The organism is Lelliottia sp. 7254-16 (assembly GCF_002922995.1).
GTDB lineage: Bacteria > Pseudomonadota > Gammaproteobacteria > Enterobacterales > Enterobacteriaceae > Enterobacter > Enterobacter jeotgali.
Genome location: NZ_PQVS01000008.1, coordinates 56,565 through 75,760 on the forward strand (window position 1 = coordinate 56,565; position 19,196 = coordinate 75,760).

Genomic DNA, 19,196 nt, shown 5'->3' on the forward strand with positions numbered 1-19,196 from the left:
TGTATAGACGTCTAAATGTCTTTATTACCAGAACTGATGAGGAACAGGCAATGTCGCAATACCGTACCTTTACCGCCCAGGATGCCGTGGAATATGCAAAGCAGTTTGGCGGCCTCGATAACCCATCATCGCTGGTGGAGGCGCAGGAAGTGGGCGACGGCAACCTCAATCTGGTGTTTAAAATTTTTGATGCCGAGGGCGTGAGCCGCATCATCGTCAAACAGGCGCTGCCCTATGTGCGCTGCGTCGGCGAGTCCTGGCCGCTGACGCTGGATCGCGCCCGTCTTGAAGCGCAGACCCTGGTCGAGCACTATCAGCACAGCCCGCAGCATACGGTCAAAATCCACCACTTTGACCCGGAGCTGGCGGTGATGGTGATGGAAGATCTCTCCAGCCATAAAATCTGGCGCGGCGAGCTGATTAGCGGGGCGTATTACCCACAGGCTTCACGTCAGCTGGGGGAATATCTGGCCCACACCCTGTTCCACACCAGCGATTTTTACCTGCACCCGCACGCTAAAAAAGCGCAGGTGGCGAAGTACATTAACCCGGAGATGTGCGAGATCACTGAAGATCTGTTTTTCAACGATCCGTACCAGATCCACGAGCGCAATAACTATCCGGCTGAGCTGGAAGCAGACGTAGCCGCCCTGCGAAATGACGATCGACTAAAAGTCGCTGTCGCGTCGCTCAAGCACCGCTTCTTCTCGCAGGCCGAAGCCCTGCTGCACGGCGACATTCACAGCGGCTCAATTTTTGTTGCTGACGGCAGCCTGAAGGCGATTGACGCCGAGTTCGGCTATTACGGCCCAATTGGGTTCGATATCGGTACCGCCATCGGCAATCTGTTGCTGAACTTCTGCGGTCTGCCGGGCCATCTGGGCATTCGTGATGCGGCTGCCGCCCGCGAGCAACGTCTGACGGATATTCAGGAGCTGTGGAACACTTTCGCAGAACGCTTCCAGGCGCTGGCGCGCGAGAAGACCCGAGATGCGGCCCTGAGCGCGCCGGGCTATGCCTCTGAGTTTCTGAAAAAAGTCTGGACCGATGCGATTGGTTTTTGCGGTACGGAGCTGATCCGCCGCAGTGTAGGGCTGTCGCACGTGGCGGATATCGACACCATCGCCGACGAGGCAATGCGCCACGAATGCCTGCGCCATGCCATTACCCTCGGTAAAGCGTTGATTGTGATTGCCGACCGTATCGACAGCGCCGAGGAGTTAGTGGCACGGGTGCGTCAGTATAGTTGAGTGCGGTTTGTTGCCCTCACCCCAACCCTCTCCCACAGGGAGAGGGAGATTAATGCACCTATCCCAAATACTCAATCACCGACAACCCACCGTTGTAATCGGTGCTGTAAATAATCCCCTGCGCGTCCACGAACACATCGCATGACTGAATCACCTGCGGGCGATTCGGGCGTGTGTCCATCATTTTTGCCGGCGCGGCGGGCACCAGCGCACCGCTTTCCACCGGGCGGTACGGGTTCGAAATATCGTACGCGCGCACGCCCGCATTCTGGTAGGTCGCGAAAATCAGCGTAGAGCTGATAAAACTCCCTGGCCGGTTTTCGTGCAAATTGTGCGGCCCAAAGTGCGCCCCTTTTGCCACATAGTCCGTTTCATCGGGCTGCGGGAAGGTCGAAATACTGACCGGGTTCGACGGCTCACGGATGTCGAACAGCCAGATCAGCTTTTCACCGTCTTCCTGATTATCAAGCACCGCTTCATCCAGCACCACCAGCAGATCCCGGTCCGGCAGCGGCAGCGCGGTGTGCGTTCCGCCGCCAAACGGCGGGCTCCAGTTGCGATGGCTAATCAGCTTCGGCTGCGTTCTGTCTTTCACATCGAGCAGGGTCAAACCGCCGTCGCGCCAACTGCCGTAGGCGGTATCGCCCGCGATAATCGCATGGTGCAGGGCGTAGCGTTTGCCTTCCGGCCATGTCGGTTGTTCGCCTGCCGCCTGATTCATCCCCGGTAACCACCAGCGGCCCGCCACTTCCGGTTTGCGCGGATCGGCCAGATCGATGGTCAGGAAAATGTAGTCGGTAAAACCGTCGATCAGCGCCGAGACATAGGCCCAGCGCCCACCGACGTACCAGATGCGGTGAATACCGATCCCGTCGAGGGACAGGAAGCTGATTTCACGCGGTTTGTCCGGCGTGGAGATATCAAAAATCCGCAGCCCCGCGCTCCAGCCTTTGTCCTGCACGTCGCTGACGGTGTGCCCCACCTGGCGGGTGTAGTAGACCTTTTCGTCGGCAAAACGGGCGTCGGCAAACAGATCGCGGGCATTGATCACCAACAGCAGATCGTCATGCGCCTGGAGATGCACATTCCAGGTACCCGGCGGCGCAGGCACATAGCCCGCCGCTTTTGGATTTTTCGGGTCGCGCACGTCGACGATGGAAAAGCCCTGCGACACCATATGGCCGATATAGGCAAAACCACGATGCACCATCAGCTGCACGCCGTCCGGGCGACCGCCCTGATCGCTGTGACCAATCAGCCGCATATTGCGGGTGTAGTCGGGGCGAGGTAATTCCGTTGTCATATTTGTTCCCGGTCATTTCCCCCTCTCCCTGTGGGAGAGGGTTGGGGGTGAGGGCAACAGGCCGCACTCCCCATTAGGCAATGTTATTTGCTCTTGGCTTCGAGCGTCGCAAACCACGGCGCGATAAAATCTTCGGTCTGGCCCCAGCCCGGAATGATTTTCCCGAGCGACGCCACGTTGACCGCGCCCGGCTGGGCCGCCAGCAACGCCTGTGGAATGGCTGCTGCTTTAAAGTCGTAGGTCGCAGGCGTGGTTTCGCCCGCGATCTTATTGGCGATCAGACGCACGTTAGTCGCGCCAATCAGCTTCGGATCAACCGCCACGCTCACTTTCCACGGGCTGCCGGATTCGCGCATCAGCTGCAAATCCTGGTTGGAAATATCAATGCTGTAGAGTTTGATCTCGGTGCGACCGTTCTCTTTCAGCGCCTTATAAGCGCCCTGGCTGAAGGCATCCCAGGTTCCCCAGATCGCGTCAATCTGGCCTTTCGGGTATTTCGCCAGCACTGCGCCGACTTTGTTCGCCGTATCGCCCTGCACGTCAGATGACACCGCGCCAATCGACTCCAGCTCTTTGATGCCAGGATACTGCTTTTGCAGCTCCTGATACGCCGCCTGGCGACGCTCCATCGGTGGGAAGCCCGCAACCCACAGCTTGATGATGTTGGCTTTGCCGTTGAAATCTTTCGCCAGCTGGCCGAACGACAGGTTGGTCAGAGAGGCGTCGTCCTGCTGGGTGACGGTCACGCCCGGAATTTCACCGTTGACGGCGGTATCGAACACCGCCACTTTGATCCCGGCATCGACGGCTTTTTTCACCAGCGCCGTGGAGTACGGATCGCGGCCCTGAGAAAGGATGATTCCGTCATATTTCTGGCTGATGGCCTGGTTAACGAAATCCTGGAATTTGGCGTCGTCGCCGTTGCTTAAGAAGGTGCTGACTTTAAAGCCGAGCTTTTTCCCTTCCTGAATCGCGCCCGAGACAAACTGGGTGGTGTTGTCATCAGAACCGAGGTTACGAATCACCGCAATGCGAATCGGGCCTTCGTGGTTAGCAATCGCCGCCGGAACCGGCGCAGGCGTCGCAGCGTAGCCAGGCAATGCCGTCAGTAATCCCAGCGCCACCAAAGAGAGTGCTATTTTTTTCATTTTGTTATCCCGTTGTGTTGTTAAGTTTTTAACGTTTTTGTATGTAGGTAATCGCCAGCGCCACTGCCAGCACCAGCCCTTTTATAATGTCCATCGCGTAATACGGCACCGAGAGCATCACCAGCCCGTTGGAGAGCACGCCTAAAATCACCGCCCCGACCAGCGTCCCCAGCGCATTTGGCTTGCCGGAACCCGCCAGCGAAAAACCAATCCACGCCGCGGCCACCGCGTCCATCAGATACCCACCGCCCGCATTCACCTGTGACGATCCAATGCGTGACGCCAGCAAAATTCCGCCTAACCCGGCCAGCAAAGAAGCAATCACATACGCCGCCACTTTGTAACGCGTGGTGCGAATGCCGGACAACCGCGCCGCTTCAGGATTGCCGCCGATGGCGTACATGCGCCGCCCGTGCGTGGTCAGCGACAGTCCCAACTGTGCCAGCACCGTCACCACCAGCATGATAATCACAATCGTCGGCACCTGGCCGAGCAGGCCAAACGCCGCTGGAATGGTCCCTTCCGCCATGTCGCCGCTCGGCAGCACCATGTTTTCGGTAATGGAGCCACCGTAGCTGTAGGTCATCGCCACGCCCTGAATCACAAACAGACTGGCGAGCGTCGCCAGCATGTCCGGAATGCGCAGGATGACAATCAGAAAGGCGTTAAACAGCCCGACCAGCGTACAGAGCGCGAGGGTGATCAGAATCGACTCGGTCGTCCCAAAGCCATGCCAGACGAACAGCGAAATCACCAGCGCATTTGCCAGCGACGCCGTCGAACCGACGGAGAGATCAAACCCGCCGACGGTCAGGGAAATCGACACCCCAATCGCAATCACCGTCACGATGGCGATGGAACGCAAAATGTTGATGATGTTGAACGGATCGAGGAAGTTGTCCGACGCGATACCAAAAATCGCCACCAGCGCGACCACGGTCAGCAACATGCCCCATTTGTAGAGAAAATCGAAAAACTGCTGACGGCCCGACGCCGTCGCATTCACTGAAAGGGCCTTGCTCACGACGCCGTACCTCCGGTTGAATAATAAAGTAATGTCTCTTCGCGGGCCTCGGCCCCGGCGATTTCTGCCACGATCTTGCCGTCCCACAGCACGCAGATGCGGTCGCACAATCCCACCAGCTCGGCAAACTCGCCGGAGGCGTAAATCACCCCTTTGCCTTCACGCGCCAGACCGTCGATCAGCTGGAACAGATCGGTTTTGGCTTTCACGTCCACGCCTTTGGTCGGCTCATCGAAAATCAGCACGCTGGCGTTGCCACGCAGCCATTTGCCAATTGCCACTTTCTGCTGATTCCCGCCCGACAAACGACGCAGAACCTGCCCCGGCCCGCGCGCCCGCACGCCAACGCGAGCGATCACTTCCTCGGCCCAGCGCCACGCCTGACGATGGCCAAACAGGCTCCAGCGCGAGAAGCTGTTATCCGCACTCACCGCAAGGTTCATGCTCACCGGTTCGTCGATAAAAATGCCCTCTTTGCGCCGCTCTTCCGGCACCAGTGCCAGCCCGCGCATCACTGAATCTGCCGGGTCACGCGGTTTCCATGCCTGATGATTCAGTTCTCCGCTGTCCACACGGCTTTTCGACGCGCCAAACAGCGCCTTGCACAGTTCCGTTTTCCCGGCCCCGGCTAGCCCAGCGATACCGAGAATTTCGCCTTTGTGCAGGTGCAGGGAGATATCTTTCAGCAGCGTTTCATCGTGCAGCCCTTCCACGCGCAGCAGGGTTTCGTCGCTGTGCTTTGGGCGTGCAGGCGGGTAGATATCGCTCAGCTCGTGGCCGAGCATCTTCTCGACGATGGCTTCACCAGAAAGCGCTGCCATCGGACCGGACTCAATCAGCTTACCGTCGCGCAGCACCGTTAAGGTGTCGCAAATCGCTTTCAGCTCATGAATGCGGTGCGAGATAAACACCACGCCGATCCCCTGCTGTTGCAGGCGCTTGACGACCGCAAACAGGCGCTCGCTTTCGTGGGCATCCAGCGGCGCGGTGGGTTCATCCAGAATCAGAAAACGGCAGTGGTGCGACAGGGCCCGCGCCAGCAGAATTTGCTGCTTTTCGGCGAGAGTGCAGCTGTCGATGGAACGACGAACGTTGAGGGAAATATCCAGCTGCGCCAGGGCCTGCTGCGCCTGTTCGCGAATCGCACGCCAGCGATAGCGATGACCCGGCTGCGCCAGATTATCGAGCATGATGTTTTCGGCGATGCTTAAGCCAGGAATCAGCGCCACATCGACTTCCTGCTGCACCAGATGAATACCCAGCAGTTTGGCATCCAGCGGTTCGCGGATACCCACCGGCTGATTGTTAATGCTGATTTCACCCTCGTAATGGTCATGCGTGCCGCACAGCACCGCCATCAGCGTCGACTTTCCGGCCCCGTTTGCCCCCGTCAGCGCATGGACGGAACCGCCCGTAAGCGTGAAATCTACGCGCGACAGTGCCTGAAACCCCGAAAAGGCCAGGCTGATACCACGCATCTCAAGGCGACTGGAACCCATCCGCTGTCATTCCTTCTCATTTAATATTTTGATTTATTGAATTTTTCACAGCTGGGGTTGACTGGCAATGAGTGAAAAGGCATAAGATAAAGCGAAATATTATTAGCCATCCGGATGTCCAGACATAACATCAGGTTAGCGCTTCGCAAAAAGGACACCCTTATGAGCAACACAGATATTCGCGTCGTACCCGGCCCGGCAAACTATTTTTCGCACTCGGGCAGCCTCGCGCGTCTGAGTGATTTTTTCACCCCGGAACAGCTTTCCCGCGCGGTGTGGATTTACGGCGAACGCGCCATCGAAGGCGCACGCCCTTTTCTGCCTGAAAGCTTCAACGCGCCTGGCGCGAAGCATCTGCTGTTTAAAGGCCACTGCAGCGAGCGCGATGTCACGCATCTGGTGAATGAATCGGGTTCGGACATTAGCGTGGTGATCGGCGTTGGCGGCGGCGCGGTGCTCGACACCGTCAAAGCGGTGGCGCGTCGACTCGGTGCACCGTTCGTCGGTATTCCAACCATCGCTGCCACCTGCGCAGCGTGGACGCCGCTGTCCGTGTGGTACAACGACGCCGGTCAGGCATTACAGTTTGAGATTTTCGATGACGCCAATTTCCTGGTGCTGGTCGAGCCGCAAATTATCCTCAACGCCCCGGCGGAATATCTGCTGGCGGGCATCGGCGATACGCTGGCGAAATGGTACGAAGCGGTGGTGCTGGCGCCGAAACCGGAAGAACTGTCTCTGACGGTGCGGCTCGGCATCAACGGCGCACTGGCGATCCGCGACGTATTGCTGGAGAGCAGCGAACAGGCGCTGGCGGATCAGGATCGTGGCGAACAAACTCAGGCGTTTCGCGATGTGGTCGACGCCATTATCGCCGGTGGCGGAATGGTCGGCGGGCTGGGTGAGCGCTACACCCGCGTGGCGGCGGCGCATGCGGTGCACAACGGGTTAACGGTGCTGCCACAGACTGAGAAATTCCTGCACGGCACCAAAGTCGCTTACGGCATTCTGGTGCAAAGCGCCCTGCTCGGTCAGGACGATGTTCTTGCGCAGTTAATTGCCGCATATCAGCGTTTTCATCTGCCAACTACGCTTCGTGAACTTGACGTGGATATCACTAATCGCGCTGAGCTGGACAGGGTGATCGCCCATACGCTGCGCCCGGTGGAGTCGATTCACTTCCTCCCGGTCACCCTCACGCCAGAGACGCTTTACGCTGCGCTGGTGAAGGTGGAAAACTTCAGCCGTTAATCGCCTCGACCGTCTATACCTAATGATGATTCTCACCACTCTCGCAACGAGGTCATCATGCAGATTGATTTAACGGGTAAGAAGGCGCTGGTTACCGGCGCCAGTCGTGGTTTGGGGCGTGCCATCGCGCTGTCGTTGGCCCAGGCGGGGGCTGACGTGGTTATTACGTATGAAAAATCCGCTGATAAAGCCCAGGCCGTCGCCGATGAGATAGCCGCACTTGGGCGTCACAGCGAGGCGATTCAGGCCGACAGCGCCAGCGCACAGGCCATTCAGGATGCCGTGACGCAGGCCGCGCGAACATTGGGCGGGCTGGATATTCTGGTCAATAACGCCGGGATTGCGCGCGGCGGCCCGCTGGAGTCCATGACGCTGGCGGACATCGATGCCCTGATCAACGTCAACATCCGCGGTGTGGTCATCGCTACCCAGGCTGCATTAGTCCATCTGTCTGACGGCGGGCGCATCATTAACATTGGCAGCTGTCTCGCCAACCGCGTCGCCCAGCCCGGAATCTCCGTCTACTCGATGACCAAATCTGCCCTTAACTCTCTCACCAGAGGTCTGGCCCGCGATCTGGGGCCGCGCGGGATCACCGTTAATCTGGTCCATCCCGGCCCAACCAACAGCGACATGAACCCGGAAGATGGCGAGCAGGCCGACTCCCAGCGCCAGCTGATTGCCACCGGTCATTACGGCCAGCCGGAAGATATCGCGGCGGCGGTGACCTTCCTCGCAAGCCCTGCCGCCGGGCAAATCTCTGGCACCGGTCTGGACGTGGACGGCGGCTTAAACGCCTGAAGCCTGCTTCCACATTTTTTGCACGCCTCTGTCGCCTGACAGAGGCGCTTTCGAGCCGCCTCGACACCCTTCGTTTTGCCTCTTTCGCTGTGAAATCCTGAGCTCTACAGTGCCGCATAAGAAATTAGGAATTTGTCTAATAGCCTTATTATTTCCTTATAAAGTGTGGGGGTGTAGAGTGCGTAGAATTAAATCGATCTGTTGGTCAAAAAGCGCGGAAAGGGAGTTAGCCAGAGTTGAGCCTCATATGAAGGAACGCATTCTTCGTAAGTTCTCTGAATTCAACGATCGATCGGCCCCACGTCCGGACATAAGAAAACTCACGATATCGGAAAATCACTACCGCCTGAGGGTGGGCAATTACAGGATTATTTTCACCATGAGAGGCGAAGCGTGCGACGAGTGCCTGGTCATCTCCGTTAAGCGAAGAACCTCAACCACTTATCTGCATGAGGAGATTATGCCGTATGGCTGTTCAACTAATTAAGGATGACGAAGGAACAACCCAGTTCGTGGTTATCCCCTATAACGAATACTTTCGTATGTGTCTTCAGTTGTCTGAACTTGATGATGAGACGGATGCGGATTTAGAAGATATCGAGTGCGAACATGATATCTACGATAATGTCATCTTGCCGGGTGACGTTTGCGACGTCATGCATCACGAAAACGTCAGTCTGCAGGCTGCATGGCGTATCCTGCGCGGCTTATCCCAACAGGAAGTGGCCGACAAACTGGGCATCAGCCAGTCCGCCGTTTCCCAGCTCGAAGCGCTGGACTCCCGCCCGCAAAAACGTACCCGTGAAAAACTGGCCGCCATTTACGGCTGCACCCAGGAACAAATTAGCCTTTATCTCCCAAAAGAGGGTTAACAGCACTTCGGCCCACCTTTTCTGCCGTAACGGGCGTCCTGACGATCGCGGAAAAACGCCTCGTAAGTCATCGGCGTCTGGTCTGGATGGGTGACGCGCATGTGTTCGACATAGTTGTCGTAATCCGGAACACCGATCATCATTTTGGCCGCCTGGCCGAGGTATTTTCCTGCTTTGGATAAGGTATCGAACATGGTTGATTCTCGTGTTGTCCCCTCACCGCAGCCCTCTCCCAAAGGGAGAGGGGGATAAGAAGCGTAGGCCGGGTAAGCGCTAGCGCCACCCGGCATGGTTTTGTTAATGCGCCCCTTTCGCCTGCGTCACAATCTCTTCCAGATTTTGCGGCATCGGCTCGTACGGGGTCTCTTTCGCAGTCGGCTTGTCTTCTTTCAGCGCCGCCAGGGCGGTCTTCAGAGAGTACAACGCCAGCACCACAACCACCACCATAAAGAAGACGGTCAACCCGGCATCCAGACGGTTGTTAAATACCAGTTGTGACAGCTGCGACTCGGTGTACTGCGCCGGGATCTTACCGCTGTCGATCATCGCCTGGAACTTATTGGCAATCGCAAGGAAGCCGACTTTGTTGTCCGGACTAAACGCTTTCTGCCAGCCCGCGGTGAGCGTACAGATCAGCAGCCACGCCGTTGGCACCAGTGCTACCCACGCATAACGTTGGCGCTTCATTTTAAACAGCACCACCGCGCAAAGCATCAGCGCCATTCCCGCCAGCATCTGGTTAGCGATACCAAACAGCGGCCACAGGGTATTGATCCCACCCAGCGGGTCCACCACGCCCTGATGCAGGAAATAGCCCCACGCCAGCACGCACAGCGCCGTCGCCAATAGGTTGGCAGGCAGCGAATCGGTGCGCTTGAGGTTCGGTGAAATCACCCCCAGCAGATCTTGCAGCATAAAGCGCGCCGCACGCGTCCCGGCATCCACCGCCGTCAGGATAAACAGCGCTTCAAACAGAATCGCAAAGTGATACCAGAACGACACATCCATCAGCCCGCCGAGCGCGCCGTGCAGGATGTACGCCATCCCTACCGCCAGCGTTGGCGCACCGCCCGCACGGGAGATGATCGACTGCTCGCCCACTTCGTTCGCAATGTGGGTCAGGGTTTCCGGGGTAATCGCGAAGCCCCAGCCGCTCACCACCTGCGCCGCAGAGGCCACCACATCAACAGTACCCGCCGGAGCCAGCACCGCCATCGGGCTGTTCATCGCAAAGTACACGCCCGGATCGATGATGCAGGCCGAGACCAGCGCCATGATCGCCACGAAAGACTCCATCAGCATGCCGCCGTAGCCAATCAGGCAGGCCTGATTTTCATTGGCCAGCATTTTGGGCGTAGTCCCGGAAGCAATCAGCGCGTGGAAGCCCGACACCGCACCGCAGGCAATGGTAATAAACAGGAACGGGAACAGGTTGCCGGTCCAGACCGGGCCAGTACCGTCGATGAATTTGGTCAGGGCAGGCATCGTCAGGGTCGGGCGCATAATCAGAATACCGATCGCCAGACCAACGATAGTGCCGATTTTCAGGAAGGTAGAGAGGTAATCGCGTGGAGCCAGCAGCAGCCAGACCGGCAAGACTGCCGCGACAAAACCGTAGCCCACCAGCATCCAGGTCAGCTGCACGCCGGTAAAGTCAAAGTACGGCGCCCAGGTCGGGCTTTCCGCCACCCAGCCACCGGAGATAATCGCGAACACCAGGAAGAACAGGCCAATGACCGACACTTCACCAATGCGCCCAGGGCGGATGTAGCGAATGTAGATCCCCATGAAAATCGCCAGCGGGATAGTAAAGGCCACGGTGTAAGTGCCCCACGGGCTGTGGGTCAGGGCTTTCACTACGATCATCGCCAGCACCGCCAGAATGATCACCATGATCATAAAGGTGGCAATCAGCGCAATCACCCCGGCCGTTGCGCCCATCTCCTCTTTCACCAGCTCACCGAGCGAGCGCCCGTCGCGGCGGGTGGAGACAAACAGCACCATGAAGTCCTGCACCGCCCCGGCCAGCACCACGCCCGCGAGGATCCAGATCATCCCAGGCAGATAGCCCATCTGCGCGGCCAGCACCGGCCCGACTAACGGCCCCGCTCCGGCGATCGCCGCAAAGTGGTGACCGAACAGCACTTTTTTATCCGTTGGTACGTAGTCCAGCCCGTCGTTATGACGAACCGCAGGCGTCATACGCGTGGCATCCACCGCCAGGACTTTGTCGGCAATAAAGCGACCATAAAAACGATACGCGATCAGATAAATGCAGACGGAAGCGACGACAATCCATAGCGCATTGATCTGTTCACCACGATTGAGGGCGATAAAGCCCAGAGCAAATGCGCCCACAACGGAGAGCACTGCCCAGATGAGGTATTTCCCTGAGTTGTTCATAGTTGATATCCGTTAGCGTGAAACAGTGAGATGTTACATTTTGTTTCTAGATCACGGCTTAAAATTTAACAACTTTGAAACTCAATAATGCGTGGTCAAACCAGATATTTACGTGACTGTGTTACGTAGATCACTTTCGCGGAGGCATTGCCCGGTGGCGCTAACGCTTACCGGGCCTACAAACTTCGGGCGGACATATTGCCCGGTGGCGGCTGCGCCTTACCGGGCCGACATTCGGGGATTTTGTAGGCCGGGTAAGGCGCAGCCGCCACCCGACAAACACGCGGGCACCAAACCTACCCCAACACCATCGTACTCAACCGACAGGTACAGCACCGCCGTCCCTGCTCGTCGAACACCACGATCTCCCAGCTTTGATTTTGACGCCCCAGGTGCAACGGCTGACACACGCCGCGCACTTTGCCCTGCGACACGGCACGGTGATGGGTCGCATTCAGCTCCGTCCCCACCACGTTTTGCCCGTCGCGGGTCATCAGAAAACCGGCCATCGAGCCGAGCGTCTCCGCCAGCGCCGCCGAAGCACCACCGTGCAGCAGGCCAAACGGCTGATGCGTCCGCGCATCCACCGGCATTTCGGCTTCGAGGGTGTCGTCACCGATGCGGGTGTAAACCATCCCAAGATGCGCCACCATCGTATTCAGGCTGGTGGCGTTTAGCTCTTCAAGGGACATATGACGTTTCCAGATCATCTACGCCCCCAGGGTTGAGCCGCCGTCGACCACAATATCCTGCAGCGTGATGTGGCTGGCCAGATCCGAGGCGAGGAACAGAATGGTGTTGGCAATTTCAGGCGGTCGCGCAATTTTGCCGAGCGGAATGCCCAGCTTAAACTGCTCGCCAAATCCGCGAATGCGCTGCTGCTCGGCGTCATCACTCACCCACAGGGTGCGCTGCATGTCGGTATCGGTCGACCCCGGTGAGACAATGTTGCAGCGCACGCCGCTGCCCGCCAGCTCTAAACCGACGGTCAGCGCCAGGCTTTTCAGCGCCGCTTTCGATGCGCCGTACGCACTCATCCCGATGCGTGGGGTGTGCGCCGCGTCAGACGCGACGGTGACGATTGCCCCACCCTGCTGACGGCGGAACTGGCCCATCGTCTGCTGGAACAGGTTAAACGCCCCGCCGACGTTGACCGCAAAAGTCTGCTGCCAGTCGTCCTGCGAGAGCTGATCCGTCGCGCCCATGCGCAAAATCCCTGCCGCGTTGACCAGCACGTCGAGGCGCTCGGTCGTCGCCAGCACGCGCCCGCAGACGTCGCTCACTTGGGTCGCATCCGCCACGTTCAGCACTTCGGTCACGAACGGATATTCCTGCTCCGGGAACGCGAGATCAAAACCGGTCACCTGCGCGCCAGCCTCAACAAAGGCCAACGCTGTAGCGTAACCGATGCCTTTTCCAGCCCCGGTTACCCAGACGGTTTTACCGCTGAAATCGAAACCGGCCATCACTTCACCTCGCGGGAAAGCAGCGCCCACCAGGCATCAATGGTTGGATTTTTCGCCAGCATCACGAAATCGATATCACCGTGCACTTTGCGCCAGCGGGCCGCGAGCGCCATCATGCGCACGGAGTCCAGACCGTAATCGATCAGGTTCTCGTCATCCATCGGCTCGTCGGATTCATCCAGCAGCGGCAACACCACGGCGCGCAGCGCCTCAATGCTTGCTGGCACAGACGGCAGCAGTTCGTCGGTCATCACCACGCGACCGGTACGGCCCGCCACGTAGTTGAGGGACATCAGGTGCTCTTCGCGGCTGAAATCGGCCAGCGCGTCGGCGATGAAGAACGGTTTGATATCGCGCATAAACGCATCCGTCGCGGTGGTCATGCAGCCGATATGGGCGTAGACACCGGTAATCAGCAGTTGATTGCGGCCTGTCTCTTTCAACATCTGCTCCAGCGGCGAACGGTGGAACGCGCTGTAGCGCCATTTCACCAGCACGGTGTCGGCTTCGTCCGGAGCCAGTTCGGCAACAATGCGCTGCTGTTCCGGGGAACGCGTCAGGCCGGGTCCCCACATGTCGTTCAGCAGGGCGCGATCTTCATCGCTCTGCTCTTTCGGCTGGGCGGTGTAATAGACCGGAATGTTATGTTTTTTGCAGTAATCACGCAGTTGAGCGATGTTCGCCACCACTTGTTCCATCATCGGGCAGTTATCGCCCCAGAAGTTGAGGAAGTATTCCTGCATGTCGTGGATCAGCAGCGCCGCGCGCTCAGGCTCAAACGCCCAGCTCACTTTGTTGTTCGGCAGATCGGCCACCGTTGGCAGCGCATAACCGGTTAATTTTGGGATTGCCATATTTAACTCCTCAGCCCTGGGCGCGTTCGGCCAGCCACAGGCGCAATTGTTTCTTGTCCACTTTTCCTACCGGCGTCAGCGGCAGCGCATCCACGCTCTCGACGCGATCCGGCAGCTTGAAATCCGCCACGCCCTGCTCACGCAGGAAACGCCGCACCTCCACCGCCCGCAGCGGGGTTTTCACCACCAGATACGCGCAGCTTTTCTCACCCAGCAGGCTGTCTTCCATGCTGACCAGCGCCGCGTGGATCACCGCGTCGTGGCGCAGGAGCAGGTTTTCGATCTCTTCGGCAGCGATCTTCTCGCCCCCGCGGTTGATCTGATCTTTCTCACGCCCCTGAACGGTGATGTAGCCCTGTTCGTCGATGGCGATCAGATCGCCCGAGCAGTAAAAACCGTCGGCGTCAAAGGCGCTGGCGTTGTGCTCCGGGCTTTTAAAATAGCCGCGGAAGGTGTACGGCCCGCGCGTCATCAGGCGTCCGACTTCGCCGCGCGGCAGCGGATTACCGTGCTCATCCGCCACCCACACTTCGTCGTCCGGGCACATCGGGCGGCCCTGGGTGTTCATGATTTTTTCCGGCGAATCGTCGAGCGCGGTGTAGTTCACCAGCCCTTCCGCCATACCAAACACCTGCTGTAACTGGCAGCCGATTTCCGCCGGAATACGCGCGGCAAGCGTGGCAGAAAGACGTGCGCCGCCCACCTGCAACAGCGCCAGCGTCGCGAGCTGGTCGTTGCCCGCGCCTTCGGCAATCGCCTGCAACCACAGGCTGACCGCCGGTGGCACCAGCGAGGTGACGTTAATCTGATGTTTTTCGATCAACGGGAAGCACAGCGTCGCGCTTGGATCGTTGGCCAGCACCACGCAGCCGCCCGCGAGGAACACGCCCAGCGAGCCGGGGGAACTCATCGCGTAGTTGTGCGCGGCAGGCAGCGCGTTCAGGTAGCGCGTCTGGCTGTTGATGGCGCAAATCTCGTTGCTGCGACGAATGCTGTAGTAGTAGTCATTGTGGGTGCGCGGGATCAGCTTCGGCGTGCCGGTGCTGCCGCCGGAGAGCTGGAAAAACGCCACTTCATCGGCTGGCGTTGGGCTGGCGATAAAGTTATCCGCCGGGCGCGCTATCGCCGCTTCCAGGGCATGTTCGCCCGTATCACCGCGCAGCAGCACCACGCGCACGGAGCGATGCTGGTCGACAAAGGTATTCAGGAAATCATCGCCCGCAAACAGCGCGTGCTGCCTGTCGGCAATCAGCAAAGCCGGTTCAATCTGCGTGGCGTAGGCGTTCAGTTCGCTGCGCTGATGGCTGAACAGGGCATTGACGGGCGCAACGCCCACCTGTAACAGCGCGAAGAACGTCACGTAAAACTCCGCCATATTGCCGAGCTGCACCAGCGCCGTCTCACCGCGCTTCACGCCCTGCGCCTGCAAGGCAGACGCCAGATTGTTCACCGCCTGATGGAACTGGCGATAAGAATACTGACGCTCGCCGTCGACAATCGCCGTCGCATCGCTGTCGGCGTGGCGGGTCAAAATGTCGGTTAGCGGCAGATCCTGCCAGTAGCCTTTTTCACGGTAGCGCCGGGCAAATTCCTCGGGCCAGCGGGTAAAGGGAATCGTCATGTTCGTTCCTCAGTGCAAACCAAAAACGTTGAGCATGGTGGAGAGTTTGACCCCGGTTTCGCGCCACTCGCCGACCGGCGAAGAAGCCGGGACAATGCCCGCGCCCGCAAACAGGCGAACCGAATTCTGATGAATGCGCGCGCAGCGGATGGTCACTACCCACTCGCCGTTGCCTTCGCTGTCGCACCAGCCGACGATGCCGCCGAACAGTTCACGATCGAACGGCTCCAGCTCAGCAATCAGCTGTTTCGCCGCCTGATGCGGGAAACCACTCAGCGCTGGCGTCGGATGCAGCAGGCAGGCCAGCGTCAGCGCGTTTTCGTGTTCGTGCGCTTCGCCCTCGACCGGCGTCGCCAGATGCCAGAGCGTCGGCGTGGTCACTAACTGCGGTGAAGAGGGCATGGTCAGATGGTGGCTGCGTTTTTCGAGCACGGTTTTCATCGCCTGCGTCACCAGGTCGTGCTCGTGACGATCTTTTTCCGAGGCCAGCAGTTTGTTCCCGGCTTCGCGGTCCAGCATGTCGTCCGGCTGACGGCGCGCGGAACCGGCCAGCGGCAGCGAGCTAAAGTGCGTCCCCTCTTTGCGCAGCAGCAGCTCCGGGCTTGCGCCCAGCAGCACGCCGCCGTCTTCGAGCGGCACGTGGAAGTTAAAGCTGGCCGGGTTTTGCGCGATCAGACGCTCAAGCAGCGCCCCGCTGTCGATCTTCTGATCGGCGGCGATATCAATCAGGCGCGAGAGCACCACTTTATTGACCTGTGGCGTGGCGGTAAGCGCAGCGGCGCGGGCCACCATCTCTTCAAAAATCGGCTGCGAGGGGATTTCAGTGCGCTTCGTGACGCTCAGTTCCTGCGCCCCTGGAAGGTAGCGCGCAGATTTCTGTCGCGCCGGGCGCGAGAAGGTTTGCCAGCTTTGCGGAATAAACAGTGACGACGGTTTGCGGGTATCGAACGGGATCGCGCCGACCATAATCGGGTGCGTTATCCCCTGGGCTTTGGCCTGCCGGAAGGCCTGCGCCAGCTTTTGCTGGAAAGCACCAGCCGGATCGTCGCCGCCGACGGCGGATTCAGAAAAGCGGGCAAAACAGCCTGACGTGGTGAAACTGCGATAAGGCGACATAAAGAAAAAGCTGTCTGATTGCAGCGTGGTCGCGGTGTGCTGAACTTCCTCAGCCAATGACGTATCCATATCATCCTCCTTAAACGATAAACGCATTACGAATAGTTATCATTTATATTTTCGATGGCTAACCTAATCGCAGAGCGCGGTGGTGTCAACCGCCGACAGCGCATCTTGTGCGACTATCGCTTGCATCCCTTCGGCGCAATCATGAAAATGAGAAGCATTAACCTCAACAAAAACAGGATGCCGCTTTGTGAAACTCCCTGCTGTTTGTCGTAACACCCTGCTTTTAGCAGGACTTTTTGTTTTAGGACTAACCTCAGCCACCGCCGCCGACTGGCCGCGTCAGGTGAGCGATAGCCACGGGACGCACACGCTTGAAGCCAAACCCACGCGCATTGTCTCCACCAGCGTGACCCTCACCGGCTCGCTGCTGGCAATTGACGCACCGGTCATTGCCAGCGGGGCGACCACCCCGAATAACCGCGTGGCGGACGCACAGGGCTTTATGCGCCAGTGGGGCGACATCGCGAAACAACGCAAACTGGCCCGTCTGTATATCGGCGAACCGAGTGCGGAAGCCGTGGCTGCACAAATGCCGGATCTGATTCTGATTAGCGCCACCGGCGGCGATTCTGCGCTGGCGCTGTACGATCAGCTGTCGGCTATCGCGCCGACGCTCATCATCAACTACGACGACAAAAGCTGGCAGGAATTGCTGACGCAGCTGGGGACCATCACCGGGCAGGAAAAACAGGCCGCCGCGCGGATCGCGGAATTTGATAAGCAGCTGGCGCAGGTTAAACAGCACATGAAGCTGCCGCCGCAGCCAGTCAACGCCATCGTTTACACTGCCGCCGCGCACAGCGCGAACCTGTGGACGAGTGAATCCGCGCAGGGCAAATTCCTGCAACAGCTGGGCTTCCAGCTGGCTGAAATGCCTGCCGGTCTGACAACCTCAAAAAGCCAGGGCAAACGCCACGACATCATTCAGCTGGGCGGTGAAAACCTGGCGACGGGTCTGAACGGACAAGGGCTGTTCCTGTTTGCGGGTGACCAGAAAGATGTCGATGCGATTTACGCGAATCCGCTGCTGGCGCATCTGCCATCCGTCGAAAACAAACGCGTCTGGGCGCTCGGGACGGAAACCTTCCGCCTGGATTATTACAGCGCGATGCTGGTGTTGCAGCGTTTAGAGGCCATTTTCAAATAAACGGCACCTTCCCCGTAGGCCCGGTAAGCGAAGCGCCACCGGGCGTTTTCTGCCGGGTGGCGGCTACGCCTTACCCGGCCTACATAACGACAAAAACCTTAAACTTCTTCGACAACGACGGGCTCCTGACGAAACCGACGTAACTCCGCTAACGTCATCAATAAAATTACCCCGATGATGGCTAACACAAACCCGCTGCTGCTCGCCGACGCTACTGGCGTCATAATGACCCCCAGCCCGCCTAAAATCGCCGCGCCAATCGCATCGCCCGTCACGTTCTGAGCGGTCCACAGGCCGTTGATTCGCCCGAGCATCCCTTCCGGCGTTTGAGTCTGAATCAGGGTGTATTGCAGCAGAGAACTGATGGCGCTCAGCCAGCCAAACAGCGCCAGACACACCACGCCCAGCGCCCAGAACGGCATCAGGCTGAAGAAGCCGATAGCGATAAACGACGCCAGCGTGGCCGAAAGCATAATCAGCCCCGGACGCGCGCTCTGCGCCAGATTACCGCTGGTCAGCGCGCCAAACGCTGCGCCGAGCGGGATGGCCGCGTACAGCAGGCCAATTTGCGAAGCGCCCATCTGCCACTCCAGCGCCAGCGCCGGATAAAGCACGCGCACCGCGCTGGCCATCGTCAGCAGTCCGCCCAGCAGCGCAATGCCGCCAATCAACGGATTACTGAACAGAAAACGGATCGCCGCCATCAGGGATTTCAGCGGATGTTCGCGCGGCTGCGGCGGTGGCGGCAGCAATGGCAGGCGCAGCAACGTCAGCGTGGTGATAAAAGTCCCCGCCGCCGCCAGTCCGTAGTTCCAGGCCACGTTTCCGGTCGCCAGCAGCAGGCCGCCGACCATCGGCGAAATGACCGACCCCAGACGCACCGTGAGCATGGTGATCGCCCCGGCCTGCATCAGATTTTCACGTCCGACCAGCGCAGGCGTTGCCGCCAGCAGCGCCGTCACCCCCAGCGAGGCAAAGAATCCGTCCCACAAACCGAGCGCATAGATCGCGACAAGCGACGGCTCCGGCAGCATGGCGTTCAGGCACAGCCCGACAAAGCCCACGCCGCACGTGCCGCGCGCCAGCAGGATCAGCTTTTTGCGCTCGTAACGGTCCGCCAGCACGCCGCCGACCATCAGGCCGATAAACATCGCGCTGCCCGTCAAAGTGACGGAAAGACCGACCAGCCAGCTGGAGTTTGTCATGGCCTGGATCTGGACCGGGACGGCAACACCGAGCAGGCCGAGGGATAAAATGGAGATAAAACGGGCGATAAACACGGCGCGAAACGCCGGATGAGTCTTGAGCAGACTGAGGTTGAGCAGCCAGGATTGTCGGGTCATTACAGGGCCTTAACGGTTTCTTTTATACC

18 protein-coding genes are annotated in these 19,196 nt (G+C 58.9%); 6 read left to right on the forward strand and 12 right to left on the reverse strand.

The genetic code is table 11. The features are described from left to right. Window positions 1-50: 50 nt before the first annotated feature. Window positions 51-1,250, forward strand: a complete 1,200-nt coding sequence (gene mtnK / locus C3708_RS12450; protein WP_103949465.1) for an S-methyl-5-thioribose kinase — start codon at window positions 51-53, stop codon at window positions 1,248-1,250. A gap of 58 nt (window positions 1,251-1,308) precedes the next feature. Here mtnK and C3708_RS12455 read toward each other — a convergent pair whose 3' ends face one another. From C3708_RS12455 to C3708_RS12470, 4 genes are all read right to left on the reverse strand, one after another. Beyond that, complete coding sequence (locus C3708_RS12455; RefSeq protein WP_103949466.1) at window positions 1,309-2,553, reverse strand: LVIVD repeat-containing protein; 1,245 nt, start codon at window positions 2,551-2,553, stop codon at window positions 1,309-1,311. 83 nt (window positions 2,554-2,636) lie between these two features. Continuing rightward, window positions 2,637-3,701, reverse strand: a complete 1,065-nt coding sequence (locus tag C3708_RS12460; protein ID WP_095281178.1) for a sugar ABC transporter substrate-binding protein — start codon at window positions 3,699-3,701, stop codon at window positions 2,637-2,639. 28 nt (window positions 3,702-3,729) lie between these two features. Next, entirely contained in the window at window positions 3,730-4,725 is a 996-nt protein-coding gene (locus tag C3708_RS12465) for an ABC transporter permease (RefSeq protein ID WP_102104200.1), read from the reverse strand. Next, window positions 4,722-6,224 (reverse strand): sugar ABC transporter ATP-binding protein, encoded by a 1,503-nt coding sequence (locus C3708_RS12470; RefSeq protein ID WP_103949467.1) that lies wholly within the window; start codon window positions 6,222-6,224, stop codon window positions 4,722-4,724. Before C3708_RS12470 ends, C3708_RS12465 begins: the two co-directional genes overlap by 4 nt. A 162-nt stretch (window positions 6,225-6,386) precedes the next feature. On the opposite strand from C3708_RS12470, the gene C3708_RS12475 reads away from it, so the two are divergent. The 4 genes from C3708_RS12475 to C3708_RS12490 all read left to right on the forward strand — a co-directional run bounded on the left by C3708_RS12475 (window position 6,387) and on the right by C3708_RS12490 (window position 9,148). After that, on the forward strand, window positions 6,387-7,475 hold the full coding sequence (locus C3708_RS12475) for an oxidoreductase (protein WP_103949468.1): 1,089 nt from the start codon (window positions 6,387-6,389) through the stop codon (window positions 7,473-7,475). Between the two features lie 57 nt (window positions 7,476-7,532). After that, window positions 7,533-8,276, forward strand: coding sequence for an SDR family NAD(P)-dependent oxidoreductase (locus C3708_RS12480; RefSeq protein WP_095281174.1), 744 nt, complete (start codon window positions 7,533-7,535; stop codon window positions 8,274-8,276). 247 nt (window positions 8,277-8,523) lie between these two features. Further along, the gene (locus tag C3708_RS23900) at window positions 8,524-8,763 is read left to right on the forward strand and encodes a type II toxin-antitoxin system RelE/ParE family toxin (RefSeq protein ID WP_103949469.1); all 240 of its coding nucleotides are present in this window, start codon (window positions 8,524-8,526) and stop codon (window positions 8,761-8,763) included. Next, window positions 8,744-9,148: a helix-turn-helix domain-containing protein gene (locus C3708_RS12490; RefSeq protein ID WP_103946703.1), complete on the forward strand. Its 405-nt coding sequence runs from the start codon at window positions 8,744-8,746 to the stop codon at window positions 9,146-9,148. Before C3708_RS23900 ends, C3708_RS12490 begins: the two co-directional genes overlap by 20 nt. On the opposite strand, the gene C3708_RS12495 is transcribed toward C3708_RS12490, so the two are convergent. The 7 genes from C3708_RS12495 to entC all read right to left on the reverse strand — a co-directional run bounded on the left by C3708_RS12495 (window position 9,145) and on the right by entC (window position 16,677). Next, window positions 9,145-9,342 (reverse strand): YbdD/YjiX family protein, encoded by a 198-nt coding sequence (locus C3708_RS12495; protein ID WP_103949470.1) that lies wholly within the window; start codon window positions 9,340-9,342, stop codon window positions 9,145-9,147. The genes C3708_RS12490 and C3708_RS12495 overlap by 4 nt on opposite strands. A gap of 103 nt (window positions 9,343-9,445) precedes the next feature. Next, window positions 9,446-11,551 carry a pyruvate/proton symporter CstA gene (gene cstA / locus C3708_RS12500; protein ID WP_103949471.1) on the reverse strand — a complete coding sequence of 702 codons (2,106 nt, stop codon included), beginning with the start codon at window positions 11,549-11,551 and terminating at the stop codon, window positions 9,446-9,448. Window positions 11,552-11,847: 296 nt separating this feature from the next. Further along, a complete protein-coding gene (gene entH, locus C3708_RS12505; RefSeq protein WP_095281169.1) occupies window positions 11,848-12,261 on the reverse strand; it encodes a proofreading thioesterase EntH in 414 nt (137 codons plus the stop codon). Further along, window positions 12,262-13,017, reverse strand: a complete 756-nt coding sequence (gene entA / locus C3708_RS12510; RefSeq protein WP_095281168.1) for a 2,3-dihydro-2,3-dihydroxybenzoate dehydrogenase EntA — start codon at window positions 13,015-13,017, stop codon at window positions 12,262-12,264. It abuts the gene before it with no gap. After that, window positions 13,017-13,871 (reverse strand): isochorismatase, encoded by an 855-nt coding sequence (locus C3708_RS12515; RefSeq protein WP_103949472.1) that lies wholly within the window; start codon window positions 13,869-13,871, stop codon window positions 13,017-13,019. Before C3708_RS12515 ends, entA begins: the two co-directional genes overlap by 1 nt. 10 nt (window positions 13,872-13,881) lie before the next feature. Then, entirely contained in the window at window positions 13,882-15,492 is a 1,611-nt protein-coding gene (gene entE, locus C3708_RS12520; RefSeq protein WP_103949473.1) for a (2,3-dihydroxybenzoyl)adenylate synthase EntE, read from the reverse strand. Window positions 15,493-15,501: 9 nt separating this feature from the next. Further along, entirely contained in the window at window positions 15,502-16,677 is a 1,176-nt protein-coding gene (gene entC / locus C3708_RS12525) for an isochorismate synthase EntC (RefSeq protein WP_095281165.1), read from the reverse strand. 187 nt (window positions 16,678-16,864) lie between these two features. On the opposite strand from entC, the gene fepB reads away from it, so the two are divergent. Continuing rightward, a complete protein-coding gene (fepB, locus tag C3708_RS12530) occupies window positions 16,865-17,824 on the forward strand; it encodes a Fe2+-enterobactin ABC transporter substrate-binding protein (RefSeq protein WP_103949474.1) in 960 nt (319 codons plus the stop codon). A gap of 98 nt (window positions 17,825-17,922) precedes the next feature. Here fepB and entS read toward each other — a convergent pair whose 3' ends face one another. After that, on the reverse strand, window positions 17,923-19,167 hold the full coding sequence (entS, locus tag C3708_RS12535; protein ID WP_103946709.1) for an enterobactin transporter EntS: 1,245 nt from the start codon (window positions 19,165-19,167) through the stop codon (window positions 17,923-17,925). Between the last annotated feature and the right edge of the window lie 29 nt (window positions 19,168-19,196).